The sequence below is a fragment of the Natrialba taiwanensis DSM 12281 genome (assembly GCF_000337595.1).
GTDB classification, from domain to species: domain Archaea; phylum Halobacteriota; class Halobacteria; order Halobacteriales; family Natrialbaceae; genus Natrialba; species Natrialba taiwanensis.
In genome coordinates this window covers 25,708-50,901 of the sequence record NZ_AOIL01000018.1, presented here as the reverse complement: position 1 = coordinate 50,901, position 25,194 = coordinate 25,708, and the positions used below count along the sequence as shown (strand labels likewise).

Below are 25,194 nucleotides of genomic sequence, written 5' to 3'. Positions count from 1 at the left end.
GGCCGACGACCACTTGGTCGCTATCCCTGCCCGACCATCCCCTCTTCGTCCTCCCACTCCCGTTCGCGCAGTTCGTACTTCTGTACCTTCCCCGTCGCCGTCGTCGGCAACTGCGTGACGAACTCGACCCGCTGGACCACCTTGTACCCCGCGAGATTCTCGCGGGTGAACTCGATCAGTTCGTCCGCCGATACGCCGGGTTCGTTCACGTCACCGCTGGCGGGCATGACGAACGCCTTCGGCGTCTCTCCCCACTGGTCGCTCGGCGACGGGATCACCGCAACGTCGGCAACCTGGGGATGGTCGAACAGCGTATCCTCGAGTTCGATACTCGAAATGTTCTCGCCGCCGGAGATGATGATATCTTTCTTGCGATCCTGTATCGCGATCATGCCGTGTTCGTCGACGGTTGCGAGATCGCCCGTGTGGAAATACCCGTCGAGGCGCTCGGAAAAGGCCGCTGCAGTCTCCTCGGGCTTGTTCCAGTACTTCTCCATGACCTGATTACCGCGGACGACGACCTCGCCGATAGTCGTTTTGTCGCGGGGGACGTCGTTGCCGTCTTCGTCGACGACGCGGACCTCGGTCCCGAGAAAGCCGAGCCCCTGGCGCTTTTTGATAGCAAACCGGCCGTCGCTATCGGCATCGAGGTGTCGCCGGGCATCCGAGGTCGTGATCAGTGGCCCGGTCTCGGTCGCACCGTAGACGTGTTTCAGTTGCCAGTCGAACTCGTCTTCGACGGTACGGATGGTCGCCTCCGGCGGCGCGCTCCCGGCCGTTGCAATTCGCACGTCGCTCGCCCCGCTCGTTTCCGGGGGCGAGGACGCGTCCTCGTAATGGTCGATCAGCATGTTCAGCACCGTCGGCGCGCCACACAGGTACGAAATGTCCTCCTCGCGGATCGTCTCGAGAATCCACTCGGCATCGACCCCGCGCGTACAGACGTGTTTCGCGCCCATTCCCGTCACGGCATAGATGTGGCCCCAGCCGTTGACGTGGAACATCGGCAGTGTCCAGAGGTACGTATCGTCGTCCGTAATGTCCTGATGGATCGAGATCAGGTACGCGTGGAGCGACTCGGTGCGGTGGGTTCGACAGACGCCCTTCGGGTCGCCGGTCGTTCCCGAGGTGTAATTGATCGTGATGATGTCGTCCTCGGCCATCGTCGGGCGGTCGTACTCGGCGGTTGCGTCCGCGAGTAAATCGCCGAACGACTCCCACGCCTCGTCGGTTGCGTCTGATTCGTCCGATGCGGAGGCCCCAGTATCGCCACCCTCAGTCCCGATGGCATCGATGTCGTTCGTGATGAACGTCTCCGTTGGCACCTCTTCACGAATGGCCTCGACCTTCTCGGCGAACTCGTAGTCGGCGTAGATCACGTCCACGCCCGCGTCTTCGAGAATGTACGCGTAGTCCTCGGGCGTCAACCGATAGTTGAGTGGCGTATGGACCGCCCCGAGTTGCATCGTCCCGTAGGCCGCCTCGAGCTGGTAGTGCGTGTTCGGATCGAGCACTGCAACGCGATCACCCTTCTCGACGCCGCGATCCTGGAGCATCGACGCGAACCGGTCCGCGCGCTCCCCGAGTTCAGCGTAGGTGAACCGTTCCCCCGTTGTCGCGACGACGGCCTCCTCGTCCCCGTAGTGACGCCGTGCCCGGTCGAGAAAATCCGTCACGAGCAGTGGTTTGTGCATACACCTCAACCAGGACCAACAATGATTATGGTTGTTTTGGTTGGGGCAGTACTGGGCTCACGGATCGGTACCCGATAGTAGCCACTGCAAGTCAGTACACACCTGATCCACAGCTGTCGAGCGAGTGTGTAAACAGTTTCAAGTGGTACGTCGCTGCCACTGTGGCTCGCGGGACCGGTGTGTCATCGAGCCAGCTATCAATAGCAAACCGAACGAATGAACGTAAACAGCGACTGAAGGCGCTTAGGCCTCGACTTCGGCAGCTTCCTGCTCGTCTTCGCGGTAGTGCTCTTCGATGAGTTCTTCGTCGATCCGGTTGAGTTCCGTTTTCGGCAGGTCAGAGAGCAGATCCCAGCCGAGTTCGAGCGTCTCCTCGATGGATCGGTTGGTATCGTACCCCTGCTGGACGAACTCTGTCTCGAAGCGGTCGGCGAAGTCGAGGAACTTGTTGTCCCGCTCGGACAGCGCTTCGCGACCGACGATGTTCACGAGGTCGCGCAGGTCTTCACCTTCCGCGTAGGCGGCGTACATCTGGTCGGAGACGTCGCCGTGATCCTCACGGGTCAGGCCCTCACCGATCCCGTCGTCCATCAGTCGGGACAGCGACGGCAGGACGTTGACCGGCGGCTCGATACCCTGACTGTTCAGGTTCCGGTCCATCACGATCTGACCCTCCGTAATGTAGCCGGTCAGGTCCGGAATCGGGTGCGTGTCGTCGTCGCCGGGCATCGTCAGGATCGGAATCTGCGTGACCGAGCCGTCCTTGCCCTCGATCCGACCCGCACGCTCGTAGAGCTGTGCCAGGTCGGTGTACATGTATCCGGGATAGCCACGCCGGCCCGGAACCTCCTCGCGTGCGGCACCGATCTCGCGCAGCGCCTCACAGTAGTTGGTCATGTCCGTCAGGATGACCAGCACGTGATAGTCCTTCTCGAAGGCGAGATACTCCGCCGTCGTCAGTGCGAGTCGCGGCGTGACCTGCCGTTCGACGGCCGGGTCGTCCGCGAGGTTCATGAAGACGACCGACCGCTCGAGTGCGCCCGTTCGCTCGAAGTCCTCCATGAACTCGTTCGCCTCCTCGGCGGTGATACCCATCGCACCGAAGATAACGGCGAACTCGGAGCCATCCTCGTCGCCCTCACCGTCACCGTCTCCGTCACTCTCCTCCGGCACGGTCGCCTGTCGCGCAATCTGCAGTGCGAGTTCGTTGTGCGGCAGCCCGGAACCGGAGAAGATCGGCAGCTTCTGTCCGCGAACCAGCGTGTTCATGCCGTCGATGGCGGACACGCCGGTCTGAATGAACTCTTCTGGGTACTCCCGGGAGAAGGGATTGATCGCCTCGCCGACGATATCCTGGCGCTGGTCGGGAATGATCTCCGGCCCCCCGTCGATGGGGTTCCCGGACCCGTCTAGGACCCGCCCGAGCAGATCCTCGGTGACGGGCATCTTCATCGTCTCGCCCAGGAAGCGAACGGAGGCGTTGCGGTCGATGCCGCCAGTCCCCTCGAACACCTGAATCGAGACGACTCCCTCACTCGATTCCAGTACCTGTCCGCGCAGGGTCTCTCCCTGTGGTGTCTCGATCTCGACGATCTCGTCGTATCCGACGGGCTCGTCGACCTCGGCGAACACCAACGGACCGCTGATCTCCGTGATAGTCTGGTATTCTTTCATCGTTAGTACAGTGCTCGCAGTTGTTCCTTGAGGTCGCTCTCGATTTCGTCGATGAACTCGTTCCACTCCTCTGCGGTACCCATCCGATTGAGCCGCGGGGTAGCGTCGACGTCCTGAATCTCCTCGACCGGAACGCTCGCCTCGAGCGCCTCGAAGGCCTCGTCGTTGAACGTCTTGATCGCCTGGAGCATCCGGTAGGTCTTCTCTGGCTCACAGTAGGTGTCGACGTCGTGAAGGGCGTTCTGCTGAAGCCACGCTTCACGCAGGTAGCGAGCGACTTCGAGCGTGAGCTGTTGGTCTTCCGGCAGTGCGTCTTTCCCGACGAGTTGAACGATCTCCTGGAGTTCGTCCTCCTCGTCTAACACGTCGACGGCCCACTGGCGAACGTCGGACCAGTCGCCGGCGACGTTCGACTCCCACCAGGGGTCGAGTTGGTCCTTGTACAGCGAGTAGGATTCGTTCCAGTTGATCGATGGGAAGTGTCGTCGTTCCGCAAGGTCTGCGTCGAGCGCCCAGAAGGTCTTGACGATACGCAGCGTGTTCTGGGTGACCGGTTCGGAGAAGTCTCCACCTGGTGGCGAGACGGCCCCGACGACCGAAATCGACCCCTCGCCGCCGTTGATGAGTTCGAACTTGCCGGCGCGCTCGTAGAACTCCGACAGCGACGCGGCCAGGTAGGCAGGATACCCTTCTTCTCCGGGCATCTCCTCGAGTCGGCTCGATATTTCACGCATGGCCTCCGCCCACCGCGAGGTGGAGTCGGCCATCAGCGCCACGTCATAGCCCATGTCGCGGTAGTACTCCGCGATTGTGATTCCCGTGTAGATACAGGATTCACGCGCCGCGACGGGCATGTTCGACGTATTTGCGATGAGGCAAGTCCGAGCCATCAGCGGGTTCCCAGTCTGTGGGTCCGGCAGCTCCGGGAAGTCCTCGATGACTTCGGTCATCTCGTTGCCGCGCTCGCCACAGCCGATGTAGACGACGATATCCGCGTCGGACCACTTGGCGAGTTGCTGCTGGGTGACGGTCTTCCCGGAGCCGAACGGACCGGGAATCGCCGCCGTTCCACCCTTCGCAAGCGGGAACAGACCGTCCTGAACGCGCTGTCCAGTCACGAGCGGCTCGGTCGGCGTTTCCTTGTCACCGGCGGGCCGGGCCTGTCGGACCGGCCACTCCTGGTGCATCTGGATCTCCTCGCCGCTATCGAGTTCAGCGACCGTCTCTTCGACGGTGAACTCGCCGCTCTTGATCGTCGTGATTTCGCCGCCCTCGTAGTCCGGCGGCACCATCACCTTGTGCTCGATGGTGACGGTTTCCGGAACGGTTCCGACGACATCGCCGGGTTCGACCGCATCACCCTCTTCGACTTCCGGAGTGAACTCCCACTCCTTCTCCAAGTCGATGCCGGGTGCGTCGACCCCGCGGTCCAAGAACGCGGTCCCCATCTTGTCTTCGAGGACGTCGAGCGGCCGCTGGACGCCGTCGTAGATGGAGTCCATCATGCCCGGTCCGAGGTCGACACTCAGGGGCTCGCCCGTGTTCTCGACGGGTTCGCCCGGGCCGACGCCGGAGGTTTCCTCGTAGACCTGAATCGTGGTCAGGTTCCCTTCGATCTCGATGACCTCGCCCATCAGCCCTTCGTCGCCGACGTAGACGACGTCGTTCATCCGGGCGTCGAGGTCCGTGGCGGTCACGACCGGACCGCTCACGCTTTCGATTACACCGTCTTCATCGACGGCTTCGGTGTCTGTTGCCTGGCTCATAGTTTACTCACTGTCTGCGTTCGCCTGCGCTGACTCCTCGGTTTCGCCCTCGCTCTCGTCCATCAGGTCGATCCCGATCGCTCGCTTGATCTGCTCGCGTAGCCCGCCACCACCGGTTCCGCTGCCGATCGTGACGACGACCGGTTCGACGCTCGTCTCGACGTTCTGACGGACGTTGCGCGAGAGGAACTCGAGATCGTCATCGTGCATCACGACAATCCCGACCTCGTCGTCGTTGAGCACCGTCGTGGCGGCATCATCGAGTGCAGCATCTTTCTCGTCGTCCGGGACGTTCTCGAATCGACGGACGCCTGCGAGTCGGAATCCGGTCGTAAACTCCGGACTGCCGACGACTGCGATTTCCTGACTCATAGAATCACCAGTTCCTCTTCGATCTCGCTCTCTGTCAGCCCGACCTCCCGACCCCGCGCGATCGCACGGATGTTCTCGACCTCGCGTTCTTTCGCGAGGATGTACGACAGCACGGCCGAAATCGAGACCGGATAGATGCTCGAGAGCGTATCGGCGTACTCGAGCAACGCAGCGTCTAGTGCGTGCTCGAACTGGATAAGGCTGTCAGCATCGCGCAATCGACCCAGCGCGCCCGACAACCGGTCGCCGTACCGCTTGTTCTCCGCGATATGGTCAACGAGTTCATCGTAGTCCGCGACGAGCCGGTTCAAATCGGATTCGTCGAACAGGACGCCGCCGTCGATGTAGTAGGCCGCCGGATCGAGATCCGCACCGCTGCGGGCGAGCCGCAACGCGTTCCGCGCGTTTCGGAAGTCGATTTCGGCCTGCAAGAACTCGACGTAGCGCCCCATCGGCCCCTCCTGGGGCAGCGTCTGGGGTTGGAGCTGTCCCGGCGATTGTCCAACGTCCTCGAGTAAGTGCTCGTAGAACTCGCGATCCAGCGCGTTCTCGAGTGCGACGAGGGTTTCGGTCTCCTCGAACTCCGCGTACGCTCCCGAAAGCGGCTCGTAGAAGAGCGTTCCCGACAGAATCTCGATCGCGTCCTCGATCGTATCGACTTCGAGAAGGCGGTCGAGCGTTCGATCGTCGAGTTCACCGGCACGGATGAGGTCCGTCTCGATCTCCTCGGAACCGGTGTCGGTGTAGATACCGCGGATGATCGTCTTGAGATTCCAGACGTCGAATTTTCGGAGGTACCGGGAGATGAGGTCGTACAGTCGTCCGTCCGACCACTCCAGCAGATCGTCGAAGTGCTTGGCGAGATTCTGGTTGAGGGCGTACTCGATCAGATCGACCCCCGAAAAACGCGTACCGAGTGCGTTGATCTCGCGTTCGTACTCCGTTTCCTCCATGAACCGCGCGATTTCGCTCGGCCCCATCCGGATCAGCTTCCGATAGTCTTCGTCTGCGAACAGCGAGGCTCGGCGGGACCGAACGCGAGCGTTCACGTATTCCGGATTCGAGGCACCGACACTCACGCGAACCACCACGTGTGGTGAGTGTTTGCAGGGAGTGGCTCACGAGCCATGCGAGTGGTAACGACCGTGCTCATTGATCGAAGAGTTGGGTGCTGATCTCCCGGAGGTTGTCTTCCCAGACGTCCTCGAGCACCGAGTCGAACGTGTTGTTGACTCGAACGCGGGACTGCTCGCTCTCGACGACGACGCCACCGAGACAGTCGTACTCGCCGGCGAACTCGTAGCCGTCGTAGTCCGCGAGGATCGACTCGATCAGTTCCCGGTCGTCGCTCCGACCGTAGACGCTGACATCGTCGTCCTCGTCGAACTCCGAACTCGCGGCGTCGAGGAGATCGCGGGTGAGTTCTTCGCGGGTGTCGTCCTCGAGGGACGCGAGTTCGGCTTCGACTTCCTCGCGGACGTTGCCGAGAACGTCACGGCGGGCCTCCAGGCGCTTTTGTTTCGCCTCCAGTTTCGCACTGGAGAGTCGCTGTTCGCGCAACTGCTCGATCTCTCGATCGGCCTCGGCCTCGGCCTCGGCAACGATCTCCTCGGCGTCGGCCTCGGCTGCCGATTCGATCTCCTCAGCGCGTGTCTCGCCAGTTTCACGGATGTCCTCCGCACGCGCGTGAGCCTCTTCTCGAATGTCTTCGACAACTGTGTCCAAACTCATTGGTGAGAGAAGGGGTGTGGTTACGCGCCGACGATGAAGACGACGACCAGCGCAAGGATCACGAGCGTCTCCGGCAGGACTGTCATAATCAGTCCCGGCACGAACAGGTCATCGTCTTCCGCGAGTGCGCCAACTGCAGCTGCACCGATCCCGCGCTCTGCGTATCCCGATGCGAGCGCGGCGAGACCGACGGCAAGCGCTGCGGCCCCGGCGTCGGTCAGGAACGGACTTTCTTCGACGGTACCATTCTGCAGGACGATATTTGCGAAGTCTGCTGCGTTTTCAATCATTATTAGTAGTGGTCCTCAGTGTCGTTTCGATCGTGTCCGAACGGTTCGTAGTTCGCTCCACCGCCTTCATAAAACTTGTTAAAGAACTCGACGTACTCGAGGCGTACAGCCTGTAAGCCGGCGCTTGTCACGCCAAGCGCTAGCACAACGAGGTGACCGACGACGAGAATGACGAGCCCGCCGACAAGCGCTGCGGTCCCCGAGTGCATGAGGCCGTTGAAGATGACCTCGGCACCGTCGCCGTAGTGTTCGGCGACGTAACTTGGCTCGTGGGTCCGCAGGAAGTGGAACGCGCCATCTGGGTCCCGGTACGCACCGAAGAACAGCAGGTTGACCACGAACGCCATGCCGGCCTTCGCGAGCAACACTGCGCCCATCCGGGTGTACGAGAACACGTTGACGATGACGTCGAGCGCCTCGACCGCCTCGACGGTGTCAGTGACGAGGAGCATAACGAAGCCGATCAGGAAGACGAGCAACGGTGCTGTAAGCAGGAATTCAGTAACTCCCAGCGGAATCGTCACGAGTCCCCACTCCGGGAATCCGGTGAACCCGATCGGGAACGGCCCGTCGCTCGCGAACGTGTTGAACAGGAAGTCCGGTTTCGATCCCCTGGCCTGCGCCGAGAAGATCCAGATCCAGATGCCGTTGAGCATCAGAAGCCACGAACCGCTGTGCATGACGGCGTCTTTGACGCCGTGGCTCATGTTCTCGTAGAAGTCGAGGATGTACCCGATGTTCAGGTGGACGATGCCGGCAATCACGCTTACGACCATCCAGCCGAGCGCGAAGTCGGCGGCCGCCGGCTCAAGTCCCTTGTTCAACGGGAGCAAGTCGACGTGCAGCGTGTCGTGCCAGAGCACCTCGCCGAGCACGTGTAACCCGAAGATTTCGCCGTAGATGAACCCAAACAGGATCGTGAACAGCCCCGCCCAGATGGCGACGCCGCCGAGACTCGTAATTCCCTTGCTGTCGAACTGGGTGGCCATGTACGCACCAATGGCCACGTACAGGAGCCCGTATCCCACGTCCCCGATCATGAACCCGAAGAACGCCGGGAACGTCAGGAACAGGAATATCGTCGGATCGAGTTCACTGTACTTCGGACGGTTGACCGCCTGAACCAGCACCTCGAACGGTTTGGCTGCAGAGGGATTGTCCTGGATCGTCGGAGGCTCATCGCCCATCGTAACCGCCGAGCCGCCGTCCGTGACAGCCGTCTGTTTCTCGCCGTCGGCGGCCTCGTCATCGGCGGTGGCGTCTGCGTCAGTCTGTGCTGGCGCATCCGCGTCTCCCTCCGGGGTTCCTTTCTGGATCTCTTCCGTGTGCGAGTGTGCACCGTGACGGTCGTAGCTCGCACGCTCGAGTTCTTCGATCTCGAGGCTGTCACCGACGGCGTTCCGCAGCGCCGTAGTGAGTCGACCGAACTCGTCGGATGGCACCCAGCCTTCCGCAATGAACGCCCGGTTGCTGGTCGCAAACTGCAGCGGGGCTTCCGCGCGCTGGACCTCGATCGTCAGTTCCTCTTCGAGCTGGAGCAGGAACTGGCCGTCCTCGCGTTCGATGCGCTCGAGTTCATCGTCGATTTCGGTGAGACGCGACTCGAGGTCGGTTTTTCGCTCTTCGAGTTCGGCGACGTAGCCTGACGGGCTCTGGTCGGTGTCCGGAACGTCGTAACGAGTGAACTCGATTCCGACGAGGGCATCGTCGATGACGTTGCCGTCGTCTTCGCTTCCGCTTTCGCTTTCATCGACAGCCGCCTCGACGGCGTCGGTCGGTGCGGCGACGATCGCGATGACATCGCCGCTGGTGAACGTTTCGTAGGCGCGGATGTCCTCGGCGGCATCGAGTTCGGCTTCGATTTCGCCGGGTGAGCCCTCGCCAACGAGGATGTCAACCGTTTCGTATCCCGAGAGCAAGTCGAGATCGATTCCGAGTTCGGCGAAGGGAGATACGCGGTCGATTCGGTCTTCGACCTGGCGTAGTTCTTCGCGGATCTCGGTGCGCTGGTCGTCGAGTTCGTTGACTCGGGTGCGCACTTCCTCGAGTCGCTGTTCCCAGTTGTCCGCAAGCGTGCCCCGGGGAGCGGGGGTCTCCGCGTCCGCGAGATCCAGCGTACTCTCGAGTGCTCGGACAGTGACGAGTTTTTCGGAGGCGTCGTCGGCACCCTCGATTGGGTTGCCGTTGTCGAAGCCCTCCCAGGACCCGTCGTAGTCCGAGAGATGGACCAGATTCAGTTCGTGAATCGTCTCGATGACCGTGGGCATGATGCCCTTTGCACCGGTCACCGAGACCTTGCTCATCCGCTCAGGTCTGAGCATGGACGTCCTCCTGGAACAGGGAGACGACGTGGTCTGTTACTTCGTCGACCCGGTCTTGGGCACGCTCGGCGAGCGCCTCGCGCTCCTGTTCGCCCTCTTCGAGGACGCGTTCACACTCCGCGTCGATCTCGTCGCGCGCCTCCTCCAGACGGCGTTCTTTGAGATCTTGCGCCTCTTGTTCCGCTTCCGTGCGAATCTCCTCGGCACGTTCCCGGGCCTCGGTAATTCGCTCGTCGCGGTCGTTTTCTGCCAATGCGACGATCTCGTCGGCCTCTTCCTCCGCCGACGTAATTCGTTCGAGAACCTGTGGCCTCGGCATACTCTAAGCAAGGGAACGTTTGCGACAGCGCGTATATGGTAGTTGCGAAAGCGTCTCGGGTTCACTGGCCTCGAAATTCGGTCTCTGTGTTACGTGCGAGCATCTCTAGTCGAACACTAGCCGTCCACTGGTCAGACACCGCGAGACGGAACAGCAGACATATCCCGGTTGGACGAAAATCGAACTCTCAATGGGAATCCTCGAGAACAAAGCCAGGGCACGGCTGTTCTATAAGTACCTCTCGACGGTCTACGATCAGGTGAACCCGTTCATCTGGAACGAGGAGATGCGTGAGGACGCGCTTTCCTTGCTCGAGTTCGATTCGGAGATGACGGTACTCGACCTCGGCTGTGGAACCGGCTTCGCGACCGAAGGCCTCCTCGATCACGTCGAGGAAGTGTACGCGCTCGATCAAAGCAACCATCAGCTCGAACAGGCCTACGCGAAGTTTGGGAAACGCGCACCACCGATCCACTTCCACCGTGGCGACGCCGAACGCCTCCCGTTCGCGAGCGACACGTTCGATGTCGTCTGGTCCTCCGGATCGATCGAGTACTGGCCAAATCCGATCCTCGCACTCAGGGAAATTCGACGCGTGCTCAAACCCGGCGGCCAGGTGCTCGTTGTCGGGCCAAACTATCCTGATAACGTACTGGCACAGCGACTGGTCGATTCGATCATGCTGTTTTACGACGAGTACGAGGCCGACCGGATGTTCAAACGGGCCGGCTTTGACAACGTGAAACACGCGTTCCTCGGACCGTCGTACAACCCGGATGTTGCGATTACAACGATTGGACGCGCGCCAAAGTAACGCGTCCCGAGAAGTTGCTTGATACTCGAAACCACCTGCCGGCAGTCAGTCCGCTCTTACGTTGCCGTCGTTTCTACTTCCGTTAGCAGTTGGCCATCAAACCCGAGCGTGACGGTCACTGTGTCGCCACTCTTCAGTGATGGCGTATTGTTCCCAGCGAGTGTAATGGTGGTTCGCTCACCGGTTTGCCACGTTGAATCCGCTTGAGCGTTGAACGGTCCGTCCGGCGTTCCACGAAATCCCTCCGCTCCGACGAACGGAATCGGCGGCTGTTTTTCGAGTTCAGTATTGTCAATACGAACCGTCAGTGAGAGTTGGTCGACGGTGACTGAATCGCCAGCGATGTGTTCGAGGGTGATCGTCGAATCGTCGCCGTCGGCCTGGAGTTCGAATGCCGCAGTTGGCGCCGGCGTATCGATCGACCACGTCGCGATACCGGCGGTGACAACTGCAACAAGACAGATAGTAACGGCAAGGAGTAAGACAACCCCAATAACGGGGCTAATTGCACGGGTACCAGAACGGTCAGCGCGTGCATCATCCCTTACTGATGCTGCTGATACAGCGGAACCGATAGTCACGTGCCAGACTGGATTCGGTTTCTGATATAAAGTATCGGATCAACGCTCCGTTGTCACGAACCGAGTTTCGCCACGACTACCACGGGATCCCCGTACTCACACGACTCGATTCACCGTTGATGGCGAGATCATACGTTTCGGCGGGTGGCAGATATTCGAGTTGTCCGTTCTCATCGGTTTCACCGATCTCGACGCCGTCAATCATAATTGTTGCCTGTATTGGCTCACCCGTATCTATATCGGTGGCCGTTAATTGGACTGGACCATTCGCTGGCGTCTTGTTCAGCGTCACCTCGAAACTCGAGTTCCAGGACTTCGTCTTGGATTCTACTGTCGGTAAGGAGTCGGCTGAGACTACTTGTATCTCTTGGTAAATATCACCCGTCCCGCCATCAAGATACGTACTGAGTTCACCGTGTGGATGATCGAGAGAGAGCCAATAGAAATTCTCCACGCTATTGTCCTGCGTGTGAGAGCCTCGATGGCTGAGCGTCCAGGGGTAGAGTTCCTTGAGGCGCTCTTGTGCCTCATCTTGAGACTGGTACTGATTCTGTTCAGTCGTATCGCGGTTGTCGAACCGTGCCGTCTCGATGAGATACGAATCACCGCTCAGTGTCGAAAGCCTATAGCCGTTCTGTGACGTCTGAATCCGGTATTCATACGTATTACCGGATCTAATTGATTGTGATGCATCGGCGATGTTCGTCCGTATCGTCGATGTGTAGAAATCGAGGGTCTTCTGGTCAGTACGCGGCTGTTGAGCGGGAAGTGAGTAATCTGACACCTGGTCGGCCCGGACCTTCAGGTCTGTGAGCAAGTCAGAAAGCACAACTGCCTCATGATAGGTCTCTAAATAAACCTGGATTAATTCTCTATCGCTTAAATCGCCGTCTGCATGGGCCCTGACAGCGGTGCGTTCACGTTCGTCAAGAGCGTTGATTCGCTCCTGAGTGCGGTTGTATGCCGCTTGGATCATCGCTACTTGCTCGTCATTCGTTGCTTGGGCGAACTCTTGATCGACAAGAGTATACTGCTCGTAATCGACCTGCATTTGAACACTGCTACTCGCGAGTGAGGCACCAAGGTCTGCTCCCGTTTCGGCGTGTGATCCTTGTATACCGCCCGATAGCGGAAGTTGGTTCGTCGTATTCTCGATCGCTATCGGCGTTGTTTGGGCCCCCTCTTGCAGACGATAGTGCTGGTTCGCGCTACCGCCAGTACTTGCTTCCTGTTCGGGTGATGCTGCGACGACTGTCATCACAGGCAGCGAACAGACGAGAAGCAACGCGAGGAGGGCAGGAGCCGCGTTGTTCATTGTCTGGGCTTATGAATTCATGATATAAAAACGAGTCGCACTTGCGAAATCACCGGTTCCCAACACAATACAAAAATATCACCGGTCGGGTGACCGGAGACGTTTCGTCCTCGTTGCCGGTGTGAAGCGGTCGGTTCGTCATTGGGATACATATCGTATGGATTACTTTTCATGTGACTTTAGACGGCTGATAGTACAGAAGAAGACGTTTCACGTGAGAATTCTATAGTATGCAACCATCAAACTACGAACTGCTGTTGGACGAAGATACCGTTTGCAAGTCGTGATAACGCTTTAATTGTCGATGGAAAGCGTTTTTTCCCCCGGGAAACCACCAGTTGATAGATATGCGGTTGTCCACCGCCGGAACACTTGCCCTCATCGCCCTCCTTGCCACCACGTCATTCGGTTCGGTGGCTGCGGCGCCGTCAGCACGCGCCGGCACCCCTTCTGCTGGAATCGAGCAGCCACAGGCAACAGTTGAGCAGTCACCTACTGCATCTACGGCCGAAGCCGCCACGCTAGCCGATAGCTATGGAAACACGGAGAAACGTTACGCATACGCGAGCTATGGCGACCAACTCGACCAAATCATACGCATCAACGTCACCGATGACGGCGACACACACTGGGCCATAGAACACCGCGTCATCCTGGATGATGAGGATGAAGTCGACGCCTTCACCGATTATGCAGCGGCGGTCACCGATGGTCAACGAGATGCAGACACCGACTTCCCGATCCAAGAGTTCCGTCAACAGGCGAGCGAAGCCAGTAACTCGACTAACCAAGACATGTCGATCACCGATGCAGGCTGGAACGAGTACGACGTGAAACCGTACGAGGATGCCATCGAGACAGACGATACGGACAGTACTGACTACGAGAGCGCTAAAATAGGTATCATTTCCTACACCTTCACCTGGACGAACTTTGCAACGATCGAGGGCGATCGCATCTACTTCGGCGAGGCGCTGCAGACGGATTCGAACGACTATGTAATCTCGACGCTCTCTAGCGGCCAGCGGCTCGTCATCGAATCACCGGACAACTACGGCCTCGACACGCCAACGCAGCTCACCTGGAACGGTCCCCACGAGTTCAGTGAGAACGAACTCGAAATTGTCTTCCTCCGCGGTGCCCAGCCGAGTACCGGCATTTGGGGTCTGATTACCGATGGACCGGTACTGGCGGTCATTGCATTGGTGGGTATTATCGCGATCATTGTCCTGGGCCGGGCGGTGGCGTCCCGGAACGGAAAGACGTGGGACGAGGTTCGGTCATCGCTCGAAGGGATACTTTCGTTTGAACGAGATGAGTCTCCTGATGGCGAACCGGGTGTTGCAGCCGATTCAGATGCTGTTCGGAGTGGCACTGAGAGCACCGGGCCCCCACGGGAGCCGGCTGCAGATGTGCCGTCGGAAGGCGAGGGGACGCAGTTCGAGTTCACCGAGCCGGTAAACGAGGATATTGATCCGGAGTTGCTGAGCGACGAAGAGCGGGTACAACGGATGCTCACCAGGAACGGTGGGCGGATGAAACAGGCGGCGATCGTTTCGGAGACGGGGTGGTCGAACGCCAAGGTTTCGCAGTTGCTCTCGCAGATGGATGAGGACGATCAGATCGAGAAGTTACGGATCGGGCGCGAGAACCTGATTACGCTACCGGAAGTGGACCCAACCGAGATCGACTGATCTGGACGAAATTGATCTCCAGTTACGGCGGGTTACTTGTCGTTCGACGTCGAGTTAGTTGTCGTCTCGGTTTCGGTTTCGCCCTCGGTTTCCGTCTCCGGGTTGAACTGAATGCTCGTGCCGACGGCGTCGTAGATGTCGTCCCAGTCCTTGTCCTCGTCCATCAAGAAGACTTCGAGAGACAGGTCTCTATCGGCGAACTCCTCGATTCCGGCCGGTCGTACGTCGATGTGGTACGTGCCGTTGTCCTCCATTTGGACCTGACCGGTTCGTTCGATGAGTTTTCGCTCACCCGGTCCCTCGTTGATTTTGACGAAGAAGTACGGCTCGCCGATCACGTCGCCGTGTTCCGGCGGGTCCACGTTCTCCATGCTGGTATTGGCGACGACTTCGAGATTGAAGTTCGAGTAGCCCCCCCCGTCTGCTGCGGGTTCCGTGTCGACGAACTCGACGCTCTCGATCCGATCCTCACTTTTGTCCTCCAGTGGCCGGTTCGGTTCCTGAGGGGGCGACCAGTCCTCGGTGGCCGTTTCGTCTTCGCCGTCGGTGGCTTCATTGCCATCGCCGGCTGTATTACCACTATTGTCGCCCGTTTCGGACCCTGTATCCGCGGTTCCGTTCGAGTGAGTCGTGTCGTTGGTATTCTCGGTTCCGTTGTCACCTGTGTCTCCATCTGCATTTGGGCCTGTATCAGTATCATCTGCCGTCGACTCGTTCGACGCGTCCGGCTGTGATCCACCGAAGGCACTACACCCCGAGAGGACCACGAGTAGTGCAACCGCGACGACAGCGAGTTTCCTGAACTGCATCGTAACCGTTCGGTCACGCCGACGGGCCATTATTACGACGTGGATAAGCGACACTGGCTCGATTGTCGGCTGACGGGCTTGTTCCGGCTCGAACTGGCTGATTCTGCAGTGTTGGCCGCTGTGGAACGGTCAGTCTATTGGGTCTACAGAGTAAAGCGAACAGCGAGAGTTCAACGGGTCACCCGACCCGTGGTCGTTTACTCGCTGGGTCCTGTTCCTGTTCCTGGTCGCAGATACTCACAGCGTTACAGCGGACGCCGCTCGATTGGGTTGCTGTTTTATGTTTCATCACTCACAGCGCACAAAAGGGTACGCACCTTGTTGTCGTCTTGCTGTCGTCTCGGACGCGGTCAGGCCAGCGGCGTTCGCTCGACGACCTGTCCGTCGTAACTCGGATACTGCTCGACGATTTCACCCTCTTCCAGATCGCCCTCCTCGATCATCTCCTCTAACAGCCACCAGGCGACCTCCACGTGCGCCGATTTGACGGTATAGAACTCCTCCGGCACCCCGAGTTCAGCGAAGCGCTCCGGTTCGGCGTAGGTCTTGCCGTAGACTAGCGTCCCGTCGTCGGTCACGTCGTCGAACTCGCGGCGGACGTTTCGGGCCATGCGCTTGAGTCGGCGGCGGTGCTGGGCGGCGTCCTTGAACACCGAGGTACAGAAGTAGACGCGCTCGTGGTCGCCCATTACGTCGAGAATGTCCTCCCGGGAGCCGTCGACGGCGCTCATGTGGCCCTCCTTAAGTTCGAAGCCCTGCTCTTGCATCCGGCGGTAGTTCCCCTGGGACATCTCGAACTCGTTGACGTTGCAAAAGTCGGCAGCGCCCTCGTCGAGAAAGTCGAGGAACTCCGTTTCGGCGCGGATACCGGGGATCTCGAAGGCCGGAGTAAGTCCTTCTTCACGGGCGATATAGAGGATGTCTTCCCACTCGGTGCCGTGGAGGTCGCCCCACTGTTCGTACGGCGGGTGGAAGCGAATCTCGTCGAGACCGGCCTCGGAGAGGCGGCGCATGTTCTCGCGGCCGCCGGGGATGCCCGTATAGAGGTGGGTGTGGTGATCCTCACCGAACTCGTCCGTGAGCAACTCAAGGTAGTGACAGGTGCGGTCGAGAGCCTCCTGGGGTTCGCCGCCCGTAATCGAGGTTCCGAGCGCGTCCATTCGGTGGGCTTGTTCGAGAACGTCTTCATCCGACTCGACGAGTCGCTCGTTCGCGTAGACGTCGGTGACGTTCTTGCGGTTCTCGCCGAGCGGGCAGTAAAAGCAGTCGCGCTGGTCGCAGTAACCGTAGACGAACAGCACCATCTTGCCGCCCTTCGCGCACTGCTCACAGCCCTTCGATATCATTCAGTATACTGGGTTGTCGGGCCGCGTTCAAAAACTGCACGGATCGGACCGCGGCCTGTTTGGGCCATTGTGGCATCCCTGTACACTCGGTCAGCCCAGAAAAGGCATATACCGCGCCGACAAACATCCCATCGATGCTGCTGGTCCTGTGTGTTGATCTCGACGATGACCTCGGTCGCAAGACGGGCTTTTCGACGCCGGTTATCGGCCGCGAGCCCGTCGAAGAGGCAGCCGTCGCGCTCGCGACCGCAGATCCGGAGGACTCGGATGTCAACGTCATCTTCCAGGGGTTGCACATCTACGACGACTTAGACGAGCGCGACGAGAGCGTCGAGGTCGCCGTCGTCACCGGGAACGACGAGGGCGATGTCAAGGCCAACCGGGAGGTCGGCGACGAGGTCGATACCGTGCTTGCGAGCCTCTCGACGGCGGAAGACGTTACCACGCTCGTCGTCACCGACGGTGCACAGGACGAATCCGTGATCCCGATCATCCGCTCGCGAGTTCCGATCGACGGCGTCCGTCGGGTCGTGGTCAGGCAAGCCCAGAATCTGGAGTCGATGTACTACACCATCAAGCAGGTTCTCGACGACCCCGAAACGCGGGGAACCGTGTTGATCCCGCTCGGAATCCTGCTGCTCATCTACCCGCTCGCACTGCTCGGGAGCGCGCTCGAGATGCCCGGCTTGGTGCTTGGAACGACTTCGGCACTCCTCGGTCTCTATCTCATCTCGCGCGGGTTGGGTCTCGGCGAGCGACTCGACGCGGCGGTCGAACGCGCTCGCCGCTCGTTGTATGCCGGTCGGACGACACTGCTCGCGTATGTCGTCGCCGCCGCGCTGTTCACCCTCGGTGGGATGAACGGACTGAACACCTTGGAACGAGTGCAGCGTGAGACTACTGGCCGCGTGAGCGCGCCAGTCATGGTCGCCGCGCTCGTCTACGGGTCGATTCAGTGGCTCGCGGCGGCCGGGATTACGACGAGTCTCGGCCAAATCACCGACGAGTACATCGCGGGGACCTTCGAATGGCGCTACCTCAACGCACCGTTCTACGTGCTCTCGATTGCGATCGTCCTCCACGCCGTGAGCGCCTTTTTCCTCGGCACCGTCACGATCACGTATCTCGCAACGGCGCTGACAGCCGGCACGCTCCTCGGTATCGGAAGCACCCTGCTCTTTGCAGTCGCCGAGTCGAAATTTGCCGACTCGAACGCGGGCTCGGAGAGAGGAACCGAAACTGGTGCGGGTTCCCCGTCGGACTCGGATCTTGGGCCGGGCCCGGGTCCGGGGCCAGAGCCGAGTTCAAACGCAAACGCACACCTGAACGCAAGATCGGCGACGAATACGGAGTCGGAAGCTGAGGCGGAATCGGAGGAGCGACATGCGACGGACAACCCTCCCTAATCCTCGACGATTCTCGATACCCATCGATAATCCACCGTCGTCACACCGGGTGCACGTTGCGGTTGCATCCCATCCTCTCCCACCTCCATCCCCACTCGCGTTCATATCGACCGCTATCGCTCCCGTTCGACGACGAACTCTGCCAACTGTTGCAGATACGCGCTGGCCTCTGGATCGGCGGCATCGACTCGATCCAGGGCGGCTAACGCTCGATCGGCTTCAGATTGCGCACGGGCATTTGCCTCCTCGGGCGAGAGGTCGGTTACCTGGATGACCGACGGGCGCTCCATGGCGGCATCGTGGCCGGTCGGCTTTCCTAACTCCTCGGCATCGGCAACCGCGTCCAGCACGTCGTCTCTGATCTGGAAGGCGACGCCGACTCGTTCGGCATACTCGCCGAGCGCCTCGACCGTCTCCGGCTCCGAATCGGCGGCGATCGCCCCGAGTTCAGCCGCGGCTCGGAAGAGCGCGCCGGTCTTTCGTCTCGCGAGCGTCATGTACTCCGCTTCGGAGGCGGGCTGGGCGGAGAGTTCGGTCGCTTCGCCGACGCCGAGTTCGACCATAGCATCGGTGACGGCGCGCATCGCGTCGGGATCGGCGGCGAAGAGGTCGAAAGCCTCACCGAGGAGGCCGTCGCTGGTGATGATCGCGGGGCCGTGGCCGAAGGCGGCCCAGGCGCTTTCGGTGCCGCGGCGCAGTTCCGAGCGATCGATGATGTCGTCGACGACGAGGGAGGCGGTGTGGACGAGTTCGATGCCGACGCCGAACTCGACTGCGTCCTCGGCGGTGCCGCCGACGGTCTCACAGGCGAGAATGGTGACCATCGGCCGGACGCGTTTGCCTCCGGAGAGCGTGACGTGGCGCACTTCCTCGGAGAGCGCCTCGGGGTCGATACCCTCGACCACGTCGCGGAGACGTTCCTCGATTAGCGCCCGTCTGCGCTCCAGAAGTTCCATTGCCAGCGTTTGGGAAGGTGGGAAAAAGTACGTGACGGTTCGGTCGAGGGTTCGTGAGTGCGTGTCTCAGTTCGCCCCGTTCACGCGACTCGAGCCGTCAGTTGCTCCCGTCGTCGACTTCGTCGTAGGTGAACGGATCGACCGGTTCGTCGTCCGTTTCGGTCGTCTCGCCGTCCGTATCCGTCTCGGCATCGGCATCGGCATCGGCATCGGTATCGTCGCTGGATTCGGTTTCGATGTCGTTCGAGTCGGAATCGGGTTCAGACGCGGACTCAGTTTCGGAGTCAGCTTCTGAGTCGAATTCTGAGTCAGGTTTCTCCCCACTTGCCGCCTCGGTATCGGCCGTGTCGTCGCTTGTCGATTCGTCCAGTATCGTGCCCGAGTCACCGGTCGCATCGGTCGTCGCGAGTTCAGCCGACGCGTCGTCGGTACCGGCGTCGGTTTCGAGATCGGTCTCGTCGAACTCGAGCGTTGGCTCGTAGTCGCCGTCGACGAGTTCGCTGGGCGAGACGCCCGCCGACTCGACCGCGGAATCGGTGTCGAAGCGGTCGAGCATCTCGTTCAGGTGCGAGGCCTGGTTGGCGAGCGAGCCGGCGCTTTTCGTGACCTCCGAGAGGGCGGAGGTCTGTTCCTCAGCAGCGGCGGCGACGCGCTGGGATTCGGTCGCCGTCGATTCGGAGATGTCCGTCGCCGTCGAAACCATGGCGACGACCTCCTGGGTCGAGGCGGCTTGCTGTTCGGTCGTTGCGGAGATCTCCTGGACGCCGTCGTTGGTCTCCTGTGCGTAGTCGGCGATCTCGTCAAGCGCCTCCGCGGCGTTCTCGACCGCGTCGACGTGCGAGGAGATCTTGTCCGCCGTCTTCTCGACCTCCGTCGCCGTCCGTTCAGTGCGGTCGTTGATCCGTTCGAGACGCGTCTCGATGTCCTCGGCCGTCTCCTTCGTGTCGGCGGCCAGTTCCTTGACCTCGGCGGCGACGACGGCGAACCCTTCGCCTTTCTTGTCGCCGCTGCCGCTCCGGGACGCTTCGATGTTCGCGTTCAACGCGAGCATGTTCGTCTCGCGGGCGACCTCCGTGATGAACTCGATCAGTTCGTCGATCTGTTCCATCTCGGCGGTGAGGTCCTCGATGGCCTCGACGGTCTCGGTCGATTCGGCTTCGATTTCGTGCATGCCTTCGATCGCCTCACGGGCCGCTTCGCGACCGTATCGGCCGGTTTCGGCCGTCTGTTCGGCGATGTCGGCGACCTGGTTCGATGAGGCGGCGATCTGTTCGGTGGTCGCCGAGAGGCCACTCATCTCGTCGGAGACTGCCTGCAGGTTCTTGTTCTGTCGGTCCGCGCCGTCGGAAATCTCCTGAATGGAGTGACTGACCTGCCCGGACGCGGAGCGAACCTCCTCGGCGCTCGCTGTGACTTCCTCGCTCGCTGCGGCCACCTCGTCTGCGAAAGACTTGACGTGTGCCGTCGTCTCCTCGAGTTCGTCGACCATTTCGTTGAACGCGACGGCGATGTCGGTCATCGCTTCGTTATCGCTTTCGGGATCGAGTCGCTGCGTGAGATCGCCTTCGGCACACAGTTCCATCACGTCGCGGTACTCGTCGGCCTTCGATTCGAGGTGGTGATTCATCGCCTCGGTCTCGGCGCGTGCTTTCTCGGCATCCGCGCGGGCGGATTCGGCCTCCTGAATCTGGTCTCGCAGCGACGTGCGCATGCTGTCGAAGCCGTCGTAGAGACGCCCAATCTCGTCGATACGGGACGTTTCGAGGTCGACCTCGAGATCGCCGCCTTCCATCGCCGCCGCCCGGTCACGAAGTTCGGTGAGCGGGACGACGGTCTGTCGTCCGAGCACGACGCCGACGAGTCCGAGCGCGACCAGACTCACGAGGACCATCACGATGACGTTCGTGCCGACGTCGCTCGCGACGCCGTAGGCCTGCTCCGTCGGAACGGTCGTGACCGCGACCCACTCGGTGTCCCCGACGGGGACGTACGCCTGAACGACGTCCTCGTCTTCGATCTGGCTCGACCGACCGCCGAGAGCGTCTTCAATCGCGTCCTCGTCGGTCTGATTCGTGAACTCGCCCGAACCGGTCTGGAGCACGGCATCACCGCGCTGGTCGACGATCGCCGTCGATCCGGCTGCCCCGTCCTGCTGAAGCTGGTCGACGCGGTACTCGAGCGTTCCGATAACGACCATCACGTGGTCGTCCCGCTCGGGGACCGGACTCGCGAAGGCCATCACCTGATCGTTCAGGGCCGCGGATTCGTAGGCCTGCTCCGAGTTCCAGACGTCCTCGTCGAGCGTGAGTTCGTCTTCGAAGTCGGTCTCGGACCACGGGTCCTCGACGGCGTCGAGTTCGGTGCCGCGAAGTTGGGCGTCCGTACTCGTGAGGACTTCACCCTCGCTGGTATCGACGTAGTGGATCGCCCGCACGTCGACGCCCATCCGCGCCTGTTCTTCGACGATCGCGCCCTGGATCGCCTGCACGTCGCCGTCCTGGACGGCCGGCGTTGCGGACGCAGTCCGCGTCTGAACGTTCATGTTTGCGACCCAGTCGCCGATCGCTTCAGCCTGTAACTCGGCGGTCGACTGGAGCTGGTCGCTCGAATCGTCCCGTACCGTCTGGTCGATCTGGGCGTAGCTCACCGCACCGATGGCACCGATCACGAGCACAACCGCCAGGATCGAGATCACGAACTTGAACAGGTATCGCCGTCTGATGAACGACGGCACCAGTTTCGAAAGCGCCGACATCAGGCGCTCACCTGCTCGAGTTCTGTAATACCGCCATCTGCCTGTTCGTCGAACTCCCAGTACGAGAAGTTCGCCCCCATCACGTCACCGTTCTCATCAAACGTGACTGAACTCGAGGCGCCCTCGTAGGCGACGTTCTCACCCTGCGCTGCGCGTTCGAGTCCCTCGGCGAGCGACGCCGGCGTGATCGTCTCCCCCGGCGTATACGTCACGGATCGCATCGCGTTTCTGATTGCCGTCCCGTCGTTTTGCCCGGCGTAGGCGTTCGCGAGCAACAGGACCGCCGACGCGTCGTAGGAGTGGGCCGTAAAAAGCCCCGGTTCCTCGTCGTAGGCGTCGACGTACTGCTCGCTGAACTCGTCGTAGCCCGGCCCGCTTGCGAGCGGTGCCGTCCCGCGGATTCCGTCGAGCGAGTGCTCGGTGCGTTCGTGGAGCGTGCTCTCCTGCATTCCTTCGGTAACGAGGACATCGACATCATCGCGCGCACCGCGGTCGGCCAGGTCGTCGAACAGCTGCGCCCCGGTATCGGGGTAGCCGATGACGACCAGGAGGTCGGGATCGTCCGCCAATGCAGTATCGAGCGCATCGTCGTAGGAGTCTGCACCCTCCGTAACGGCCACTTTAGCAGTGACCGTGCCGTCCCGTTCGGATTCAAACGCCTGCGAGAACGACTGTGTAAGCTGCCAGCCGTAGTCGTTGTCGACGTACAGGGACGCCGCGCTCTCGGCACCGAAGTCCGCGACGGCCTGTTCGGCGAGCGCGACGGCCTGCAACGAGTCCGACAGCGCGGTGCGAAAGCTCAGTCCGGCGTCGTTCACCGAGGTGATCGTCGGCGAGGTCGCGCCGGCCGAGCAGTTGACGACCCGGTACGGAATCAGCACCTGCTGGGTCGCCTGCAGCGTCACGTCGGAGGCCAGTGGCCCGTTGACCATCGGGTATCCCGCATTGACGAGGTCGTTCGCACTCTGGACGCCCGCGCTGGGCGAGGTCTCCGTGTCGCCGACCTGATAGTCTATCGACAGGTCTGTTTCGTCCTCGAATCGTTCGATCGGTAACAACGCAGCATCTCGAGTCGCTGTACCGATCCCCTCGAGACCGCCGCTGAGTGGACTCAGTATCCCGAGTTTGAGTGTTCTGTCTGTACCACCGACACTGTCGTCGGCTTGTTCATCCGTGCCAAGCACGGGAACGTCAGAAAGGCATCCGGCAAGCCCGCCAAGTGATGCGGTACCGGCCCCCACCAAGAGTTCCCGGCGATTCGGTCGGAACGTCATATCCGTGCTATCAGATTACTGGTTTATAATTGTGCTGTACAGTCACCAAAAACTGTATAAATATATCTGACACTCTCTTCAAATGATTAATCATTGTCCAGTGTTAGCTACACACGTGATTGTCCGAGAGCCGGAACCAGCGGTACGGAACTGATATTCTATAGACAGTCCCCTGCAGAAATCCCCCTCTATAATCCTCGTTTATGACTACTAGTGGGGAGCGCGAATCAGCGTCCACACTGATTGCACTCGCTCGACACTGCGTCCGTGCCCGTACAATCACGTAACCGCCACAAAGCCGCAGTGAGGAGAGTTCGTTACTGGAATTCCTCAGTCAGTGCCGGGACGACGTCGAAGAGGTCGTTGTGGATTGCGTAGTCGGCGATGTCCATGATCGGCGCGTTGGGGTCCGTGTTGATTGCGACGATCGTATCCGAGCCTTTCATGCCAGCGACGTGCTGGACCGCACCGGAGATCCCGATAGCGATGTAGACGTCGGGCGTGACGACCTTTCCGGACTGGCCGACCTGCCGGTTCTTCGGCAGCCAGCCGTTGTCGACGATCGGGCGCGACGAGGAGACCGTCGCGTCGAGTGCATCCGCGAGATCGCGGATGATGTCGAGGTTCTCCTCTTCCTCGATCCCACGGCCGACAGAGACGAGCACGTCCGCCTCGCTGATGTCGACGTCGCCGCCGCCGACTTCCTCGAAGCCGTTGACGGTGGAGCCGACCGCGTCCTCGTCGATATCGGCGTCGAACGCTTCGACGGACGCATCGCCGGTTCCTTCCGCAGCGGGCCACTCTGCCTCGCGGATCGTGACGACGGCCTCGCCGTCGAGTTCGTTCGTCGTCTCGACCTTGCCCCCGTACATCTCGCGGGTCGCGGTCAGCGTCTCGCCGCTGGTCGCGAGGTCGACCGTGTCGGTGACGACCGGCAGTCCGAGTCGGTTTGCAACGGCGGGCGCGTAGTCGAGGCCGTTGACGCTGTTGGGCGTGAGAACGTACTGCGGGGCGAGTTCGTCGTAGAGCTGCGTGATCGCCTGCGTGTAGACGTCGTGGTTGAACTCCTCGCCGTGGGAAACGGTGTGGATTGCGTCGACGCCCTCGCGGTTTACCTTCTCGGCGAACTCGTCGACGGTGCCGCTGATGACGGCCAGATGGAGGTCGCCGCCGGTCTCGTCGGCGAGTTGGCGACCCGCGGTGATGAGTTCGTAGCTGGAGTCGCGCAGTTCGCCGCGGCGGTGGTCAGTGACTGCGAGGATATCGGTCATGGGGCCACCCCCTTGTCGCGGAGCAGTTCACCTAACTCCGCGGCGGTCTCGTCGGCGCTGCCCTCCCAGACCGTGACATCGCTCTCGCTCTCGGGTTCGTACATGTCGGTGAGTTCGAGGGCGGACTCGACGGCGCTCTCGTCGACGCCGAGATCGGCGAGCGTCTGCACGTCGAGTTCCTTGCGCTGAGCCTGGCGAATACCGCGCAGACTCGCGTAGCGCGGTTCGTTGATCCCCGTCTGGATCGTCAAGACGGCGGGCAGTTCGATTTCCGTGAGTTCCTCGACACCGCCCTCGAGTTCACGTCGGACCGAGGCGACGTCGCCGTCGAACTCGTGTTCGAGGTGGTTGACGACAGCGCCCCACTCGTAGCCGATGTCCGCGGCGAGGGAGACGCCCGTCGCGCCGAAGCTGTCGTCGCCGGCCTGGACGCCGGTTAGCACGAGATCGGGGTCCTCTTCTTCGACGACGGCGCGCAGAATTTCGGTCTTGGCGTCGACATCGAGCAAGTCGACACCGTCGAGGGAATCGTCCCAGACGCGAACCGCGCGATCCGCGCCCTTGGCGAGTGCTTGGCGGATGGTCTGTTCGCAGTCTTCGGGGCCGATGGTTACCGTCACGACTTCGTCGGCGACGCCAGCTTCCTGGAGCTGGACGGCCTCTTCGACGGCGTAATCGTCCCACTCGTTGAGATCGGCACCGAGGTACTGGTCTGCAATCTCCGTTCCCTCGATTTCGAACTCGTCTTCGACGGTCGCAACTTCCTTGACCGTAACGAGGATCTTCATCGTTTATCACTCGCACGT

At 60.9% G+C, this 25,194-nt stretch carries 21 protein-coding genes; 3 read left to right on the top strand and 18 right to left on the bottom strand.

Annotation, left to right across the window (positions count from 1 at the left end):
• Positions 1-20 precede the first annotated feature (20 nt).
• From C484_RS06510 to ahaH, 9 genes are all read right to left on the bottom strand, one after another.
• Positions 21-1,694 carry a long-chain-fatty-acid--CoA ligase gene (locus C484_RS06510; RefSeq protein ID WP_006825148.1) on the bottom strand — a complete coding sequence of 558 codons (1,674 nt, stop codon included), beginning with the start codon at positions 1,692-1,694 and terminating at the stop codon, positions 21-23.
• 243 nt (positions 1,695-1,937) lie between these two features.
• A complete protein-coding gene (locus C484_RS06505; RefSeq protein ID WP_006825147.1) occupies positions 1,938-3,368 on the bottom strand; it encodes an ATP synthase subunit B in 1,431 nt (476 codons plus the stop codon).
• 2 nt (positions 3,369-3,370) lie between these two features.
• Positions 3,371-5,134, bottom strand: coding sequence for an ATP synthase subunit A (locus C484_RS06500; RefSeq protein ID WP_006825146.1), 1,764 nt, complete (start codon positions 5,132-5,134; stop codon positions 3,371-3,373).
• 3 nt (positions 5,135-5,137) lie between these two features.
• The gene (locus C484_RS06495; protein WP_006107798.1) at positions 5,138-5,506 is read right to left on the bottom strand and encodes a V-type ATP synthase subunit F; all 369 of its coding nucleotides are present in this window, start codon (positions 5,504-5,506) and stop codon (positions 5,138-5,140) included.
• Positions 5,503-6,585, bottom strand: coding sequence for a V-type ATP synthase subunit C (locus C484_RS06490; RefSeq protein ID WP_049915079.1), 1,083 nt, complete (start codon positions 6,583-6,585; stop codon positions 5,503-5,505). The genes C484_RS06495 and C484_RS06490 overlap by 4 nt, the downstream gene beginning before the upstream one ends.
• Before the next feature lie 70 nt (positions 6,586-6,655).
• Positions 6,656-7,237, bottom strand: a complete 582-nt coding sequence (locus tag C484_RS06485; RefSeq protein WP_006825144.1) for a V-type ATP synthase subunit E — start codon at positions 7,235-7,237, stop codon at positions 6,656-6,658.
• Between the two features lie 20 nt (positions 7,238-7,257).
• The gene (locus C484_RS06480) at positions 7,258-7,527 is read right to left on the bottom strand and encodes a hypothetical protein (RefSeq protein ID WP_006107801.1); all 270 of its coding nucleotides are present in this window, start codon (positions 7,525-7,527) and stop codon (positions 7,258-7,260) included.
• A gap of 2 nt (positions 7,528-7,529) precedes the next feature.
• The gene (locus C484_RS06475; RefSeq protein WP_006825143.1) at positions 7,530-9,830 is read right to left on the bottom strand and encodes a V-type ATP synthase subunit I; all 2,301 of its coding nucleotides are present in this window, start codon (positions 9,828-9,830) and stop codon (positions 7,530-7,532) included.
• Between the two features lie 4 nt (positions 9,831-9,834).
• Positions 9,835-10,167 (bottom strand): ATP synthase archaeal subunit H, encoded by a 333-nt coding sequence (ahaH, locus tag C484_RS06470; protein ID WP_006825142.1) that lies wholly within the window; start codon positions 10,165-10,167, stop codon positions 9,835-9,837.
• A gap of 190 nt (positions 10,168-10,357) precedes the next feature.
• On the opposite strand from ahaH, the gene C484_RS06465 reads away from it, so the two are divergent.
• Positions 10,358-10,981 carry a methyltransferase domain-containing protein gene (locus C484_RS06465; RefSeq protein WP_006825141.1) on the top strand — a complete coding sequence of 208 codons (624 nt, stop codon included), beginning with the start codon at positions 10,358-10,360 and terminating at the stop codon, positions 10,979-10,981.
• Between the two features lie 56 nt (positions 10,982-11,037).
• Here the strand turns inward: C484_RS06465 and C484_RS06460 are convergent, their stop codons facing one another.
• Both C484_RS06460 and C484_RS06455 read right to left on the bottom strand, forming a co-directional pair.
• Complete coding sequence (locus tag C484_RS06460; protein WP_006825140.1) at positions 11,038-11,562, bottom strand: type IV pilin; 525 nt, start codon at positions 11,560-11,562, stop codon at positions 11,038-11,040.
• Positions 11,563-11,638: 76 nt separating this feature from the next.
• Positions 11,639-12,877 (bottom strand): DUF7096 domain-containing protein, encoded by a 1,239-nt coding sequence (locus C484_RS06455; RefSeq protein WP_049915067.1) that lies wholly within the window; start codon positions 12,875-12,877, stop codon positions 11,639-11,641.
• A 347-nt stretch (positions 12,878-13,224) separates the two neighbouring features.
• On the opposite strand from C484_RS06455, the gene C484_RS06450 reads away from it, so the two are divergent.
• Complete coding sequence (locus C484_RS06450) at positions 13,225-14,571, top strand: helix-turn-helix transcriptional regulator (protein ID WP_006825138.1); 1,347 nt, start codon at positions 13,225-13,227, stop codon at positions 14,569-14,571.
• Positions 14,572-14,603: 32 nt separating this feature from the next.
• Here the strand turns inward: C484_RS06450 and C484_RS06445 are convergent, their stop codons facing one another.
• Together C484_RS06445 and C484_RS06440 are read right to left on the bottom strand one after the other, a co-directional pair.
• Positions 14,604-15,410, bottom strand: coding sequence for a hypothetical protein (locus tag C484_RS06445; RefSeq protein ID WP_006825137.1), 807 nt, complete (start codon positions 15,408-15,410; stop codon positions 14,604-14,606).
• A 320-nt stretch (positions 15,411-15,730) separates the two neighbouring features.
• On the bottom strand, positions 15,731-16,726 hold the full coding sequence (locus C484_RS06440; RefSeq protein WP_006825136.1) for a radical SAM protein: 996 nt from the start codon (positions 16,724-16,726) through the stop codon (positions 15,731-15,733).
• 134 nt (positions 16,727-16,860) lie between these two features.
• On the opposite strand from C484_RS06440, the gene C484_RS06435 reads away from it, so the two are divergent.
• Positions 16,861-18,132 carry a DUF373 family protein gene (locus C484_RS06435; protein ID WP_006825135.1) on the top strand — a complete coding sequence of 424 codons (1,272 nt, stop codon included), beginning with the start codon at positions 16,861-16,863 and terminating at the stop codon, positions 18,130-18,132.
• Positions 18,133-18,245: 113 nt separating this feature from the next.
• Here the strand turns inward: C484_RS06435 and C484_RS06430 are convergent, their stop codons facing one another.
• The 5 genes from C484_RS06430 to C484_RS06410 form a co-directional block, all read right to left on the bottom strand.
• A complete protein-coding gene (locus C484_RS06430) occupies positions 18,246-19,088 on the bottom strand; it encodes a polyprenyl synthetase family protein (RefSeq protein WP_006825134.1) in 843 nt (280 codons plus the stop codon).
• 97 nt (positions 19,089-19,185) lie between these two features.
• A complete protein-coding gene (locus C484_RS06425) occupies positions 19,186-21,843 on the bottom strand; it encodes a methyl-accepting chemotaxis protein (protein WP_006825133.1) in 2,658 nt (885 codons plus the stop codon).
• Positions 21,843-23,117, bottom strand: a complete 1,275-nt coding sequence (locus C484_RS06420) for an ABC transporter substrate-binding protein (RefSeq protein WP_049915064.1) — start codon at positions 23,115-23,117, stop codon at positions 21,843-21,845. The genes C484_RS06425 and C484_RS06420 overlap by 1 nt, the downstream gene beginning before the upstream one ends.
• Positions 23,118-23,434: 317 nt before the next feature.
• Positions 23,435-24,388, bottom strand: a complete 954-nt coding sequence (locus C484_RS06415; protein ID WP_006825131.1) for an electron transfer flavoprotein subunit alpha/FixB family protein — start codon at positions 24,386-24,388, stop codon at positions 23,435-23,437.
• Positions 24,385-25,176, bottom strand: coding sequence for an electron transfer flavoprotein subunit beta/FixA family protein (locus C484_RS06410; protein WP_006825130.1), 792 nt, complete (start codon positions 25,174-25,176; stop codon positions 24,385-24,387). Before C484_RS06410 ends, C484_RS06415 begins: the two co-directional genes overlap by 4 nt.
• Between the last annotated feature and the right edge of the window lie 18 nt (positions 25,177-25,194).